The organism is Pseudothauera lacus, from assembly GCF_003034845.1.
In the GTDB taxonomy this organism is placed as follows: Bacteria; Pseudomonadota; Gammaproteobacteria; order Burkholderiales; family Rhodocyclaceae; genus Pseudothauera; species Pseudothauera lacus.
On record NZ_PZKC01000013.1, the window covers coordinates 101,820 to 116,921 of the forward strand.

The 15,102-nt window shown below is 68.8% G+C and carries 13 protein-coding genes; 7 read left to right on the plus strand and 6 right to left on the minus strand.

The genetic code is table 11. From position 1 onward, the window contains the following. Positions 1 to 60: 60 nt before the first annotated feature. From C8261_RS14700 to C8261_RS14720, 5 genes are all read right to left on the minus strand, one after another. A complete protein-coding gene (locus C8261_RS14700) occupies positions 61 to 1,410 on the minus strand; it encodes a KamA family radical SAM protein (RefSeq protein WP_107494497.1) in 1,350 nt (449 codons plus the stop codon). 306 nt (positions 1,411 to 1,716) lie between these two features. Then, positions 1,717 to 3,078 (minus strand): sigma-54-dependent transcriptional regulator, encoded by a 1,362-nt coding sequence (locus C8261_RS14705; RefSeq protein ID WP_107494480.1) that lies wholly within the window; start codon positions 3,076 to 3,078, stop codon positions 1,717 to 1,719. Beyond that, entirely contained in the window at positions 3,075 to 4,637 is a 1,563-nt protein-coding gene (locus tag C8261_RS14710) for a sensor histidine kinase (RefSeq protein WP_107494481.1), read from the minus strand. The genes C8261_RS14705 and C8261_RS14710 overlap by 4 nt, the downstream gene beginning before the upstream one ends. Continuing rightward, positions 4,638 to 4,883 (minus strand): PP0621 family protein, encoded by a 246-nt coding sequence (locus tag C8261_RS14715; protein ID WP_107494482.1) that lies wholly within the window; start codon positions 4,881 to 4,883, stop codon positions 4,638 to 4,640. A gap of 54 nt (positions 4,884 to 4,937) precedes the next feature. Continuing rightward, a complete protein-coding gene (locus C8261_RS14720) occupies positions 4,938 to 6,095 on the minus strand; it encodes a pyridoxal phosphate-dependent aminotransferase (protein WP_107494498.1) in 1,158 nt (385 codons plus the stop codon). Between the two features lie 91 nt (positions 6,096 to 6,186). Between C8261_RS14720 and mtnA the strand changes: the two genes are divergently transcribed. Both mtnA and C8261_RS14730 read left to right on the plus strand, forming a co-directional pair. Then, complete coding sequence (gene mtnA, locus C8261_RS14725) at positions 6,187 to 7,260, plus strand: S-methyl-5-thioribose-1-phosphate isomerase (protein WP_107494483.1); 1,074 nt, start codon at positions 6,187 to 6,189, stop codon at positions 7,258 to 7,260. Then, the gene (locus C8261_RS14730; protein ID WP_107494484.1) at positions 7,260 to 7,916 is read left to right on the plus strand and encodes a class II aldolase/adducin family protein; all 657 of its coding nucleotides are present in this window, start codon (positions 7,260 to 7,262) and stop codon (positions 7,914 to 7,916) included. The genes mtnA and C8261_RS14730 overlap by 1 nt, the downstream gene beginning before the upstream one ends. Positions 7,917 to 7,922: 6 nt before the next feature. Here C8261_RS14730 and C8261_RS14735 read toward each other — a convergent pair whose 3' ends face one another. Beyond that, positions 7,923 to 8,711, minus strand: a complete 789-nt coding sequence (locus C8261_RS14735) for an IclR family transcriptional regulator (RefSeq protein WP_107494485.1) — start codon at positions 8,709 to 8,711, stop codon at positions 7,923 to 7,925. Between the two features lie 146 nt (positions 8,712 to 8,857). On the opposite strand from C8261_RS14735, the gene C8261_RS14740 reads away from it, so the two are divergent. The 5 genes from C8261_RS14740 (at position 8,858) to C8261_RS14760 (ending at position 14,898) form a co-directional block, all read left to right on the plus strand. Then, on the plus strand, positions 8,858 to 10,039 hold the full coding sequence (locus C8261_RS14740; protein ID WP_107494486.1) for an acyl-CoA dehydrogenase: 1,182 nt from the start codon (positions 8,858 to 8,860) through the stop codon (positions 10,037 to 10,039). A 2-nt stretch (positions 10,040 to 10,041) separates the two neighbouring features. Next, positions 10,042 to 11,235: a CaiB/BaiF CoA transferase family protein gene (locus C8261_RS14745; RefSeq protein WP_107494487.1), complete on the plus strand. Its 1,194-nt coding sequence runs from the start codon at positions 10,042 to 10,044 to the stop codon at positions 11,233 to 11,235. Between the two features lie 153 nt (positions 11,236 to 11,388). Then, on the plus strand, positions 11,389 to 12,336 hold the full coding sequence (locus tag C8261_RS14750) for a TAXI family TRAP transporter solute-binding subunit (protein ID WP_107494488.1): 948 nt from the start codon (positions 11,389 to 11,391) through the stop codon (positions 12,334 to 12,336). Positions 12,337 to 12,460: 124 nt separating this feature from the next. Continuing rightward, positions 12,461 to 14,500: a TRAP transporter permease gene (locus C8261_RS14755; RefSeq protein ID WP_107494489.1), complete on the plus strand. Its 2,040-nt coding sequence runs from the start codon at positions 12,461 to 12,463 to the stop codon at positions 14,498 to 14,500. After that, a complete protein-coding gene (locus C8261_RS14760) occupies positions 14,497 to 14,898 on the plus strand; it encodes a DUF1850 domain-containing protein (protein WP_107494490.1) in 402 nt (133 codons plus the stop codon). The genes C8261_RS14755 and C8261_RS14760 overlap by 4 nt, the downstream gene beginning before the upstream one ends. Positions 14,899 to 15,102 lie beyond the last annotated feature (204 nt).

The window sequence follows — 15,102 nt, forward strand, 5'->3', positions numbered from 1 at the left end:
TGAACGCAGACGGCGGCCCTTGCCGGGCCGCCGTCTGCGTTCACGCGCTGCACCACGGCTTCACGCGCGGGCGGCTGCCAGCCTGGCCTGACGGATGGCGGCGTACTCGTCCTCCCAGAACCATTTCTCCTCGCCGAAGGCGGGCTTCAGGTGGTTCAGCCAGGTGGCCTGGTCGTCGTAGCGGGCAAAGAAGGGGCGCTGCACCCAGTCCGGGTTGCGCCCCTGGATGAAACGCAGGGCAATGACCTTCTCGCCGGCGACCTCGGTCACACCCTGGATCTCAACCTTGCCCGGGCTTGCCGACATGCTCGGCCCGCGCGCGGTGCGGGCCAGCCCGGAAACCTGCTGCATGGCCTCGCGATAGATTTCCCAGGCCCGCACCAGCGGCACCTCGAAGTAGTGCCGGGCGCCGGTGTCGCGTTCGACGAACATGTAGTAGGGCACGATGCCGAGCTCGACCTGCTTCTGCCACATCCGCGCCCATACCGCCGGATCGTCGTTGATGTGGGCGACCAGCGGCCCCTGCGCGCGGATCACCGCGCCGGTGCTGCGCAGGCGGTGGATGGCGGCCTGGGCGACCTCGGTGTCGAGCTCCTTCCAGTGGTTGTAGTGCGCCATCAGCGCCACCTGCTTGCCCGCTTCGACCACCCGCTCGAGCAGGGCGACGAGTGCCTCGGCGTCCTCCGCAGAGACGAAGCGGTGCGGCCAGAAGCTCAGCGCCTTGGTGCCGATGCGGATGCTGCGGATGTGCTCGAACTCCGGCGCCAGCAGGGGTTCGATGTAGCTCTGCAGGTGCGCGGTCTTCATCACCATCGGGTCACCGCCGGTGAACAGCACGTCGGTGACTTCCGGGTGGGTACGCAGGTAGTTGTGCAGCACTGCGGCCTCGGAGCTGGCCATGCGCAGCTCCTTGTCGCCGACGAACTGCGCCCAGCGGAAGCAGAAGGTGCAGTAGGCGTGGCAGGTCTGGCCCTGGCTGGGGAAGAACAGCACGGTCTCGCGGTACTTGTGCTGGATGCCGTCGAGGCGGTGGCCCTCCTCGTCACGCGGCATGTTCATCTCCATCTGGTCTGCCGGATGGGGGTTGAGCGCGTGGCGCACGGCATCGGCGGCGGCGGCGATCTCATCCTTCTCCGCCCCTGCGCGCAGGAGCGCGGCGATGCGCTCGTAATGCTCGGGGTCGAGCATGCCACGCTGCGGGAAGGTGAGCTGGAAGATGGGATCGGCGGGCACCTGACGCCAGTCGATGAGCTCGTCGATGACATACTGATTGACCCGGAAAGGCAGGACGGTGGACACCACCTTCATCTCGAAGCGCATCGCCTCTGGCAGGGCAGCGAGCTGGGGGATGCGGTCGAGATCGCGCTGGGTATATACCTTGAAGGTCGGCGGACTGGCCTGACCTTTCATTTCTGCAATCGACCACTGGCGCTCCGCCGTGCGGATCTGGGTAGGCATGGGCATCTCCTTCTGCTGTTGGCCTGTCGCGCACCCGTCACCCTGGGCGCAGGCGGCGCACGGGCGTCATCTCGGGGTACAGGCCATGGTCGGACCGCAGGGCAGGAAAAGGCGCGGGGCAAGCGCGCCCTGCGGTCGAAGCGCGCCACCGAAGATCGTCGGCAGCGCTCGGGAACGGGCGAATCTTATTGCACGAGTTAGTTTTGTGCAAATACGACAGGGCGCAACAGGGAAGGTTCCCGCCTCACCCCGCGGGCGCTACTCCATCCCCCACTTGTGCAGGCGGTAGCGCAGCTGGCGCAGGGTCATGCCCAGGCGACGGGCGGCGGCGGAACGGTTCCAGCGCGTCTCGTCGAGGGTGCGCAGCACGCGGATGCGCTCATCGTCGCTGTCGGCAGCGGCGTCCTCGACGGCTTCGGAATCGTGGCGCGGCAGAGGGCGCACCAGTCCCTCGGTGGGATGCAGCTCGATGTCGGCAAGGCCGATCTCATCGCCCTCGCACAACGCGCAGGCGCGTTCGAGCATGTTCTCCAGCTCGCGCACGTTGCCGGGGAAGGGGTGCTGCCGCAGGCTGGCCAGCGCTGCCGCCGAGAGCCGCCGCGGCGCCACCCCCTCGCGCTCGGCGAGGCGGGCAAGGATGTGCGCGGCAAGCACGGGAATATCCTCCGGGCGTTCGCGCAGCGGCGGCACCCGCAGGGTGATGACGTTGATGCGGAAGAACAGATCCTGGCGAAAGCGGCCGTCGGCGACCAGCTGAGCAAGATCGCGGTGGGAAGCCGAGAGGATGCGCACATCGACCGCTTCCTCGCCGTGCGCGCCGACCGGGCGCACGGCGCGCTCCTGGATGGCACGCAGCAGCTTGACCTGCATCGCCAGCGGCAGCTCGGCGACCTCGTCGAGAAACAGCGTGCCGCCGCTGGCGGCCTGGAAGAGGCCCTGCTTGTCGGTGGCCGCACCGGTGAAACTGCCCTTCTTGTGGCCAAAGAACTCGCTTTCCATCAGCTCCGGCGAGATCGCCCCGCAGTTGACCGGCACGAAGGGACCTTTCGCACGCGGGCCGAGACTGTGGATGAGGCGGGCGATGACTTCCTTGCCGGTGCCCGATTCACCGTGGATGAAGACCGGTGCCTGGTTGCGTGCGAGGCGCTCGATCTGCTGGCGCAACTGTGCCAGCACCGTCGAGCAGCCGAGCAGCTGGCGCCCGCCGCTGTCGGCGGGGGCATCCTCACGGCTGCGCAGCGCATTGGCGACCAGTTCGCGCAAGCCCTTCAGCTCCACCGGCTTGGTAAGGAAGTCGAAGGCGCCGAGCTTGAGCGCACGGATCGCCGTCTCGATGCTGCCGAAGGCAGTGATCACCGCCACCGGCAGGCCGGGATGGCGGGTCTGGATGAACTCCACCAGTTCGAGCCCGTCACCGTCTGGCAGGCGCATGTCGGTCAGGCACAGCCGGTAGCGCCGGGCATCGAGCAGGGCGCGCGCCTCGGCCACCGAGCCGGCGCTGTCGCAAGCCAGTCCCATGCGCAGCAAGGACAGCTCGATCAGTTCGCGGATGTCTTCTTCGTCATCGATCACCAGCACGTCGGCGGCGACCGGGGAATTGCGGCGGTCTTCCTGGGTCATGGCGTACTCCGCGCAGCGAGGGTGAAATGCGCCCCCTCGGTTTCCGGCCCCGGCACCAGTTCCAGTGCCGCGGCGTTGGCTTCGGCGAGTTCGCGGGCGATGTACAGCCCGAGGCCGGTGCCCTTGGGATGGGAGGTGAAGAAAGGTTCGAAGATCTTCGCGCGATCGACCTCGGGCACACCAGGCCCGTCATCGACGACGTGCACCACCACGCTGCCGGGTTCAGGTGCATGCGCATGGACGCGGATCGCCCCGGCCTTGCCGCTGCAGTAGCGGCGCGCATTGCCGAGCAGGTTGGTGAGGATCTGCTGCAGGTGGGCGCGGTCGGCAGCGAGAGTGAGCGCCGGATCGATGTCGACGGCGTAGATGCGGCGCTCCTCGTCACTGCCCAGGCAGGCCTCTTCCACCAGCGCGTTCACGAAGTCGGCAAGCGCGATCGCGCTGGGCAGCACTTCGTCGCGGCGCCCGAGGGCGAGGACATCGCGCACCATGCGCTCGATGCGGCGGGTGTTGTCGTTGATGATGCGCACCAGACGGGCCTGCATGTCGCCGCGCTTCTCCTCCAGCAGCAGCTCCGCGGCCTGCGACACCGCCGACAGCGGATTGCGGATCTCGTGCGCCATGCTGGCGGTCAGGCGCCCCAGCGCCGCCAGCTTGAGCTGCTGGATCTGGCGCTGGATCTCCTCGAAGTCGGTCAGGTAGATCACCGTGTCACCCCCCTCGCCACCGGCCCCCACGGCGCGGCAGCGCATGCTGCGCCCGGCGCGGCCGAGGCGGCCGAGACCGCTGCCGCCGCAACTGCCGTCGAGCAGGCAGTGCGGCAGACCCGGTTCCAGATCGGCCAGCAGCGCGCCTTCCGGCAAGGCCATGCCGAGCATCTCGCTGGCGCGCGGGTTGGCATGGCGGATGCGCCCGTCGGCACCGAGCACCACCACGCCATCCTGCATGTCGCGGATGATGCGCTCATTGATGGCCTGCTGGTTGGCCAGTTCGACGCCGCGGCGCTGGGCCAGCGACTCGTTGGCCTGCGCCCGGCGCGCCAGCAGGCGGGCCACCATGGCGATGGCGAAGAAGCCCGAACAGGCAATGCCGACCTGAAAGAAGTCCCCCGCCAGACCACCGCCGAAATGGCGCCAGACGTTCTCCAGCAGCACCAGCACGGTCGCCAGCGCGGCATGGAAGAGCACCGTACGCTCGCGCGACACCAGCCCCGAACCGGCCAGCACAACCATCATCAGCAGCAGCGGCACACCGCTGCGGTAGCCGCCACTGGACCACATCAGCGCCGCCAGGACAATGATGTCGACGGCCCCCTGGAGGGCGGCGATGCGGTTGAAACCGAAGCGCTGCAAGGCATCGGGAAAACCCAGCAGAAGCACCGCGGCGAGGTAGGCCACGGCGACACCGAGAAAGAAGCGCGGCGACTCGCCACCAAGGCCGAGCTCCTGCCCGGCGACGACGAAGAGCCCGGCGAGGATGAGCCGGAAGAGGTTGAAATAGCGCAGGGAGGTCAGCCGGGTGTGGTCGAAGCCACTGACCGCCGCACTCGCCTCAGCCATTCACGAGCGCCTCGCACCGAGGCGGCGGTGCGCCGCGCAACAGAAGAACTCGGCGCCCTCGCGCACACCCTCGCTCTCCGGCACATGCACGCCGCAGTGCGCGCACGCCACCATGCGCTCGGCGGCGGGCGTGCGGCGCCCCTCCGCCGATGGCCTCCCGGCGCGCCGCGCACGGAAACCCTGCAGGGCTCGGCGCAGCCACCAGACGACGATCAGCAGGAGGATGAAGATGAGGATGTTGCGCACGGCGCGCGGGACTCCGGGGGAATTCGGTCAGTTTAGCATGGCACCGGCCTGCCCTCAGACGCGCTGCAGGCGTTCGCAGGCGCGCGCCAGGGTGTCCTCGTTCTTCGCAAAGCAGAAGCGCACCACGCGATCGTCATGGCCGTCGGCGAAGAAGGCGGAGACCGGAATCGCCGCCACGCCGACCTCGCGGGTAAGGTACTCGCAGAACGCGGTATCGGGCCGTTCGGAGATCGCCGCGTAGCGCGCGAGCTGGAAATAGGTGCCACGCGAGGGCAGCAGTTCGAAGCGCGAGGCGGCGAGCGCGGCGCGGAAGAAATCGCGCTTGGCCTGGTAGAAGGCGGCCAGGCCGAGATGGCGCCCGGGGTCGGCCATGTAGTCGGCAAGCGCGTACTGCACCGGCGTGTTCACGGTGAACACATTGAACTGGTGCACCTTGCGGAACTCCGCCATCAGCTCGCGCGGGGCGGCGACGTAACCCACCTTCCAGCCGGTGATGTGATAGGTCTTGCCGAAGCTGGAGACGATCAGGCTGCGCGCGGCCAGCTCGGGGTGGCGGGCGCAGCTCTCGTGGCGCGCGCCGTCGAAGACGATGTGTTCATAGACCTCGTCGGACACCACCACGATGCCGGTGTCGCGGGTGAGTGCAGCGAGCTGCGCCATGTCATCCGCGGTCCATACGGTGGCGGTGGGGTTGTGCGGCGAGTTGATCATGATCATGCGCGTGCGCGGGCTGATCGCCGCGGCCACCGCCGCCCAGTCCGGGCGATAGTCCGGCGCGGCCAGGCGCAGGCGCACCACCTTGCCGCCCTGCAGTTCGATGGCCGGCGCGTAGGAGTCGTACACCGGTTCGAAGACGATGACCTCGTCGCCCGGATGCACCAGTGCGGCCACCGCGGTAAACAGCGCCTGGGTGGCGCCGGCGGTCACGGTGATCTCGCTATCCACGTCGTAGGCCGTGCCGTACAGCGTCTCGATCTTGCGCGCGATGGCCTCGCGCAGCACCGCCACTCCGGCCATCGGCGGATACTGGTTGTGCCCGGCACGCATCCAGTGCGCGACGCGCTCGAACAGCACGTCTCCCGCATTGAAGTCCGGGTAGCCCTGCGACAGGTTGATCGCCCCGCACTCCTGCGCCATACGCGACATCACGGTGAAAATGGTGGTGCCCACGGCAGGCAGGCGGGAGACGACGGGAGCGGGGAAGCTGGGCATGGCGACGGGCACGGCAAGGAAGGGAACGAACGATTGTGGCAGAGCCCGGTCTGCTTGGGAAACGTCTGTACACCCTTGATAGAATCCCCGCATGACCTTCAAGCAGCCCATCCCCACCATCCGCCGCGACGCCGACGGCGTCGTCATCCTCGACCAGACCCTGCTGCCGCATCGCTGCGCGCAGCACCGCCTGTCCACGCTGGACGAAGTCGCCCACGCCATCCGCAGCATGCAGGTGCGCGGCGCGCCGCTGATCGGCGCCACGGCGGCCTACGGGGTGGCGATCGCGCTCGGTCGCGATGCCGCGGACGAGGCCCTCGACCACGCCCTGCGTGCGCTCGCGGCAACGCGCCCGACCGCGGTCAACCTGCACTGGGCGCTGGGCCGCATGGGTGCCCGCCTGCTGCCACTGGCGCCCTCCGCACGCGCCGAGGCAGCCTGGCTGGAGGCCGAGGCGATTCGCCTGGAGGATCAGGAAACCTGCGCCGCAATCGGCCGCCACGGCCTGGCGCTGATCGAGGCGGTGGCGGCGCGGCGCCCCGGTCCGGTGCGCGTGATGACCCACTGCAACGCCGGCTGGGTGGCGACCTGCGGCGCCGGCACGGCGCTGGCACCGGTGTATGCGGCGCACGCGCGCGGCATCGCCGTGCATGTGCTGGTGTCCGAAACCCGCCCGCGCAACCAGGGCCTGCTCACCGCCTGGGAGCTGCGCGAAGCCGGCGTGCCGCACAGCCTGATCGCCGACAACGCTGCGGGCATCCTGCTGGCACGCGGCGACACCGATCTGGTGATCACCGGCGCCGACCGCGTCGCCGCCAACGGCGACAGCGCCAACAAGGTGGGGACCTGCCTGAAAGCACTCGCCGCCCAGGATGCCGGCGTGCCCTTCTACATTGCCGCGCCCTTCTCGACGCTGGATTTCGCCTGCCCTGATGGCAGCGCGATCCCGATCGAGGACCGCGACGCCGACGAACTGCGCTGCGTGAACGGGCTGGACGCCGCCGGCCAACTCACCAGCCTGCGCCAGGCGCCGGAAGACATGGCGGTGATCAACCCGGCCTTCGACGTCACCCCCGCGCGCCTGATCCGCGGCATCATCACCGAGCGCGGCATTGCCGCCCCTGGCGCGCTGCGCGAGATGTTCCCCGCGGCAGAACCCAGCTGATGGACGCCAGCCCCGCGCAGCGCGCCGCACTGCTCGCCACCGCCCGCGCGATGGGTGCCGCGCGCCTCAACGTCGGCACCGCGGGCAACGCCAGCCTGCGCCTGGGCGCCGACGGCAGCTACCTGATCACCCCCACCGGCCTGCCTGCGGAAGCCTGCACGGCGGCGGACATGGTACCGATGGGCGCGGACGGCAACGCCCACGGCGCCCGCGCGCCGTCGTCCGAATGGCGACTGCACCACGACATCTACGCCCGCCGCCCGCAAGCCGGCGCCATCGTGCACGCGCATGCGCCCTTCGCCACCGCGCTGGCCTGCCAGCGCCGCGAGATTCCGCCCTTCCACTACATGATCGCGCGCTTCGGCGGCAGCACCGTGCGCTGCGCCGGCTACGCCACCTTCGGCACCCAGGCGCTCTCCGACCTCGCCCTCGCCGCGCTCGACGAGCGCTGCGCCTGCCTGCTGGCCAACCACGGCATGGTGGTGTTCGGCCGCGACACCGCCCACGCGCTGGCACTGGCGATCGAGTTCGAGATGCTGTGCGAACAGTACTGGCGCAGCCTGCAACTGGGCGCACCGGTGCTGCTCGCGGAGGCGGAGATGGCCGAAGTGGTGGCGCGCTTCAGCTGGTACGGCCAGCCGCAGGAAAACGGCTGAGACCTCTCAGCCCTGCCCGGCCGCGGCCTCGATGCTGCGCGCCAGGTAGACCAGGCGTGGCCCCAGATCCTTCTCGATGCGCGCGGCGGTGAGCGCAAAGGCCGGCCCGCTGGCGGAGAGCACGAGCAGGTCGTGATCGGGGCACAGCAGCGGCACCGCCACCGCGTTGGTCTCACGGTTCCAGTCGCCCAGCGAGGTGCAGTAGCCATGCGCGCGGAATTCCTCCATCGCCTGCGCCATGCCCTGCTCCACCGCCGCCCAGGCCTCCGGCTCGCGGCGGCGTACCTGGGCGAGGAGGAAATCGCGCTCGGCAGCGGGCAGCGCGCACAGGAAGGCGCGCCCGATCGAAGTGGTGGTCATCGGCAACTGCATGCCGGTGCTCACCTTCAGCGTCACCAGCGAACGCGGCCGGCAGTTCTCCAGATAGATCATGTTGAGGCGGTCGCGCGTCGCCAGCGACACCAGCGCATGCGCGTACTCGGCCAGATCCTGCATCAGCGGGCGGGCGATCTCGCGTACGGTGACGTTGCCCAGCGCAGCGTGCCCCAGCGCCAGCACCGCAGGCGTGACCCGATAGCGCCCGCTGGATTCGTCCGCCTTCAGATAGCCCAACTCCACCAGCGTGTGGGTGAGGCGCGAAACCGTGGACTTGGCCAGCCCGGTGCGGGCGGCGAGCTCACCGTTGGACAGCAGCCGGGTCTGGGTGGAGAAGCAGCGCAGCACCTCCAGCCCCCGTGCCAACGCGGTGACGAACTGGCGGTCACCACCCTGCTCGCCAGATTCATTATTCTGCATAGCGGAACACCTTGAGTTGTAAAAGCTCACTTGACTGCGTCTGACCAACGAAGTCCTTCACATATCGACCAATTTTTGTCACGATGATAACACTACCGCAAAACAAAGTTCCGCAGTGCGGAATTAACGCTATCACGAGGGCGCATATGGCCGGCAATCCTTCCTTCCACTGGGACGACCCCCTGCTGCTCGACCAGCAGCTCACCGACGAAGAACGCATGGTGGCCGACACCGCGCGCGCCTACTCGCAGGACAAGCTGATGCCGCGCGTCACCGAGGCTTTCCGCCACGAACGCACCGACGCGGCGATCTTCCGCGAGATGGGCGAACTCGGCCTGCTCGGCCCCACCATCCCCGAGGAATACGGCGGCGCCGGGCTGAACTATGTGAGCTACGGCCTGATCGCGCGTGAGGTGGAACGGGTGGACTCCGGCTACCGCTCGATGATGAGCGTGCAGAGCTCGCTGGTGATGGTGCCGATCTTCGAGTTCGGCAACGAGGCGACCAAGCGCAAATACCTGCCCAAGCTCGCCAGCGGCGAATGGATCGGCTGCTTCGGTCTCACCGAACCGGACCACGGCTCCGACCCGGGTTCGATGGCCAGCCGGGCGAAGAAGGTGGACGGCGGCTGGCTGCTCAGCGGCGCCAAGATGTGGATCACCAACAGCCCGATCGCCGACGTCTTCGTGGTGTGGGCGAAGGACGAGGAAGGCCAGATCCGCGGTTTCGTGCTGGAGAAGGGCTGGAAGGGTCTGTCCGCCCCGGCCATCCACGGCAAGGTCGGCCTGCGCGCCTCGATCACCGGCGAGATCGTCATGGACGGCGTGTTCTGCCCGGACGAGAACGCCTTCCCGGATGTACGCGGCCTCAAGGGCCCGTTCACCTGCCTCAACTCGGCGCGCTACGGCATCGCCTGGGGCGCGCTCGGCGCGGCCGAGTTCTGCTGGCACACCGCGCGCCAGTACGTGCTCGACCGCAAGCAGTTCGGCCGCCCGCTGGCCGCCAACCAGCTCGTGCAGAAGAAGCTCGCCGACATGCAGACCGAGATCACCCTGGCGCTGCAGGGCTGCCTGCGCCTGGGGCGCATGAAGGACGAAGGCACGGCCGCGGTGGAGATCACCAGCATCATGAAGCGCAACTCCTGCGGCAAGGCGCTCGACGTCGCCCGCCTGGCGCGCGACATGATGGGCGGCAACGGCATCTCCGACGAATTCGGCGTCGCCCGCCACCTGGTGAACCTGGAGGTGGTGAACACCTACGAGGGCACCCACGACATCCACGCGCTCATCCTCGGCCGCGCGCAGACCGGCATCCAGGCTTTCTTCTGATCATGAGCGGCGGCGCGCTTTCGCATCTCAAGGTGCTCGACCTGTCGCGCGTGCTGGCCGGCCCCTGGGCCACCCAGCTGCTCGGCGACCTCGGCGCCGAGGTGATCAAGGTCGAACGCCCCGGCGCCGGCGACGACACCCGCGCCTGGGGCCCGCCGTGGTTCGAGGCGGATGGCCGGCGCGAAGCCGCCTACTACCTGGCCACCAACCGCAACAAGCGCTCTGTGGCGATCGACATCACCCACCCCGACGGCCAGGCCCTGGTGCGCGAACTCGCCCGTGAAGCCGACGTGCTGGTGGAAAACTACAAGGTCGGCGGGCTGGCCAAATACGGCCTCGACTACGCCAGCCTGCGCGCGTTGAACCCGCGCCTGGTGTATTGCTCGATCACCGGTTTCGGCCAGCACGGCCCCTACGCCGAACGCCCCGGCTACGATTTCCTGCTGCAGGCCATGGGCGGGCTGATGAGCATCACCGGCGAACCGGACGGCCCGCCGCAGAAGGTCGGCGTGGCGCTCACCGACATTCTCACCGGGCTCTACGCCACGGTCGGCATCCTCGCCGCGCTGGCCCATTGCGAGCGCACGGGCGAGGGCCAGCACATCGACCTCGCCCTGCTCGACGTGCAGGTCGCCTGCCTCGCCAATCAGGCAATGAACTACCTGGTCTCCGGCACGGCGCCGCAGCGCATGGGCAACGCCCACCCCAACATCGTGCCCTACCAGGCCTTCCCCACCGCGGACGGCGACATGGTGCTGACCATTGGCAACGACCGCCAGTGGGCCGCCTTCTGCCAGCTCGCCGGCAAGCCGGAATGGGCCAGCGACGAGCGCTTCGCCACCAACGCAGCGCGCGTCGCCCACCGCCACACGCTGATCCCGCTGCTGCGCCAGACCACGGTGATGAAGACCACCGACGAGTGGGTCGCCGCGCTGGAGGAAGCCGGTGTGCCGGGCGGGCCGATCAACGATCTGGCGCGCGTGTTCGCCGACCCGCAGATCGTCCATCGCGGCATGCGCACGGAGATCGACGGCATTCCGCAGGTCGCCAACCCGCTGCATCTCTCCGCCACCCCGCCGGCCTACCGCAAGGCGCCGCCGGCGGTGGGCGCGGACAGCACAGCGGTGCTCGGCGCGCTGGACGGCATGGATGCGCAACGCCTCGCCGCGCTGCGTGCGGCGGGGGTAGTCGGATGATCCGGCCGGAAACCAGGGCATCGCACAGGACGGCCGTGCGGGCAAACACGGATAGCCAGAAGCACCCCAGGACCGCAAAGTAGTTCGCTGCATCACCCAACGGGCGTCAGACCCGCAACACACACTGATTGATCAACCAGGTAGGAGACGACCATGAAGTTGATTCGCACCCTCGGCCTTGCGGCCGCCCTCGTCGCCGCAGGCGCGGCCCATGCCCAGCAGCAGTTCGTCACCGTCCTCACCGGTGGCACCAGCGGGGTCTATTACCCGCTCGGCGTGGCGCTCACCAAGGTGTATGGCGACAACATCCCCGGCATCCGTGCCACCGTACAATCGACCAAGGCCAGCGCGGAGAACCTCAACCTCCTGCAGGCCGGCCGTGGCGAAGTGGCCTTTGCGCTCGGCGACGCCGTCTCCGACGCATGGACCGGCAACGAGGAGGCCGGCTTCCGCACCAAGCTCGACAAACTGCGCGGACTGGCCGGGATCTACGAGAACTACATCCAGATCGTCGCCTCGGCCGATTCCGGCATCCGCACGCTCGCCGACCTGCGCGGCAAGCGCGTCTCCGTCGGCGCGCCGCGCTCGGGCACCGAGCTCAACGCACGAGCCATCTTCCGCGGCGCCGGGATGAGCTACAGCGACCTCGGCAAGGTCGAGTACCTGCCCTTCGGCGAATCGGTGGAACTGATCAAGAACCGCCAGCTCGATGCCACCCTGCAGTCGGCCGGCCTCGGCGTGGCCTCCATCCGCGATCTGGCCAACTCGGTCAACATCGTCGTCATCCCGGTACCGGCCGAGGTGGTTGCCGCCATCGGCGATGCTGCCTACCAGCCCGCGGTGATCCCCGCCAACACCTACCAGGGCCAGAGCACCGACATCGCCACCGCAGCGATCCGCAACATCCTCGTCACCCACAGCGGCGTGCCCGAGAACACGGTATATGCAATGACCAAGTCGATGTTCGAGAACCTCGACCAGATGGTCGCCGCCCACGCCGCCGCACGCGGCATCCAGGCCGCAGGCGCTGCCGACAACCTGCCGCTGCCGCTGCACCCCGGAGCCGAGCGCTACTACCGCGAAGCCGGCCTGCTGAAGTAAGGCCGTCCCCGGGCGCCACCTCGATGACCCAGCGCGGCATCGAGGTGGCGCATGCGGCACCCCCACGCAGGCCCCCACTCATGACCGCCGCCGAGCGTCCGCCGCGGCACCGGAGCCGTCCCGCATGACGACCAGTTCGCACGACGCCCACATCGTCCCCTTCGGCTGGGACAAGGGGCTGCAGGGCCGCGCCCTGTTCCTCATCGCCATCGCCTTTTCCGCCTACCAGATCGTCGTGGCGGCCTACCACCCGCTGTCCTCGCAGGTGGTGCGCGCCATTCACGTCGGTTTCATGCTGCTGATGTGCTTTGCACTGCTGCAGCACTGGCTGCCCCGCCGCCAGGTGCCGGTGCTGGCCTGGACGGCCGGCCTGCTCGCCTTCACCCTCGCCTTCTACCACTGGTATTTCGAGGCCGACCTCATCGTTCGCGCCGGCGATCCCACCCAGCTCGACATCATCGTCGGCAGCATCACCCTGCTGCTGGTCTTCGAGGCCGCCCGCCGCATCATGGGCCCGGCGCTGCCGCTGATCTGCGCCGCCTTCCTCGCCTACGCCCTGTTCGGCCAGCACCTGCCCGGCGACTTCGCCCACCGCGGCTACGCCTTCGACCAGCTCATCGAGCACCTCACCTTCGGCACCGAGGGCATCTACGGCATCCCGACCTACGTCAGCGCCACCTACATCTTCCTCTTCATCCTCTTCGGCGCCTTCCTCGAACAGGCCGGCATGATCAGGCTGTTCACCGACTTCGCCCTCGGCACCGTGGGCCACACCCGCGGCGGCCCGGCCAAGGTGTCGGTGGTCACCTCCGGGATGATGGGCACCATCAACGGCTCCGGGGTGGCCAACGTGGTGACCACCGGGCAGTTCACCATCCCGCTGATGAAGCGCTTCGGCTACCGCCCGGAGTTCGCCGGCGGCGTTGAGGCCACCTCCAGCATGGGCGGGCAGATCATGCCGCCGGTAATGGGCGCGGTGGCCTTCATCATGGCCGAAACCATCGGCGTGGCCTACGTGGAGATCGTCAAGGCGGCGATCATCCCGGCCATCCTGTACTTCGTCACCGCGTTCTGGATGGTGCACCTGGAAGCCGGCCGCTGCGGTCTGCACGGCATTCCGAAGAACGAATGCCCCGACCCTTGGGCCGCCGTGAAGAAGCACTGGTACCTGCTGCTGCCGCTGGCGGTGCTGGTGGGTCTGCTGTTCTCCGGCTACACCCCGCTGTTCTCCGGCATGGTCGGCCTGGCGCTCACCGCAGTGCTGATCCTCGGCGCCGCCGTCGCCCTGCGCCTCAAGGGCAACGCCCTGCGCGCCGCGTTCTGGATCGCCCTCGGCATCCTGTGCTCGGGCTTCTACAAGTGGGGCATCACCGCGATCATGCTGCTGATCGCGGCCCTGGTGGCGATCTGTCTGCTCATCCAGGGCGGTCGCGCCACCCTGCGCATCGCCGCCAACGCGCTCGCCGACGGCGCCCGCCATGCGCTGCCGGTGGGGGTAGCCTGCGCACTGGTCGGGGTCATCATCGGCGTGCTCACCCTCACCGGCGCGGCCACCACCTTTGCCAACACCATCATCTCGCTGGGGCAGGACAGCCTGCTGCTGTCGCTGATGCTCACCATGCTGGTGTGCCTGCTGCTGGGCATGGGCATCCCCACCATCCCCAACTACATCATCACCAGCTCGCTGGCGGCCCCGGCATTGCTCGAACTGGGTGTGCCGCTGATCGTCAGCCACATGTTCGTGTTCTATTTCGGCATCCTCGCCGACCTCACCCCGCCAGTGGCGCTGGCCGCCTTTGCCGCCGCCCCCATCGCCGGGGTGTCCGGCATGCGCATCGGCGTGCAGGCGGTACGCGTGGCGCTCGCCGGCTTCGTGGTGCCCTACATGGCAGTGTATGCGCCGGAACTGATGCTGCAGGGTGACCCCACGCTGTGGGCGGTGATCTACATCGTCTTCAAGGCACTGGTGGCGATTGCCCTGTGGGGCGTGGCCTCCATTGGCTACTTGTGGCAACCGGTGAGCTGGCCGCTACGCATCGCGGCCTTCCTCACCGCCCTGTGCCTGGTCGCCGCGCTGCCGGTCACCGACGAGATCGGCCTCGGCGGCGCCGCCCTGCTGTTCGCCTGGCTGGCCTGGAGCAAGCGCCGCAGCGCCGCGGCATGAGCGGCCTGTGCCTGCTCAGCGGCGCGCTGGGCGCCTTCCTGCCGGCGGGCAGCTTCACGCTGGCGTGGCTGCACTCCATCGAACAGGTGCGCTGGGAGGAGGACTGGCGCATCGTCGCCGCCGGCCCGGCCTACGTGCTGCAACTCGACGCGGCGCGGGTACACGGTTCGGCCGCCGGCATGGAACCTCCGCCAGGCGCCCGGCTGCGCGACGGCGTCTGGCACTACACCGCCGACGACCTCCGCGTCGACACCCTGGACCTTGCCCACTCACCCTACACCGCCGGATACGAACTGTGCATCGACGGTCATTGCCGGGCACTGAGCGAATATCTGACGGGCATCGGCAGCGGGCCGGCAACCATCCGTCTGCGCGGCTGCGAAGGCCCGGGCGATTGAGCACGCCCGCAGGGCGGTAATCGGGATAGGGGGGAGCCGTGAGGCTCCGCCCCTCCCACACCACCCGGCATGCGGGCCCGCACCGGGCGGTTGGAATAGTTGAGGTCGGCATGCAGGGACGAATCCCTTAGCACCGCCTGAAGCTGCTGGTCTCTGATCCGCCGGATTTGGTTCCTCGCTGCCGGAGTGTTTGGGGCTTCACCC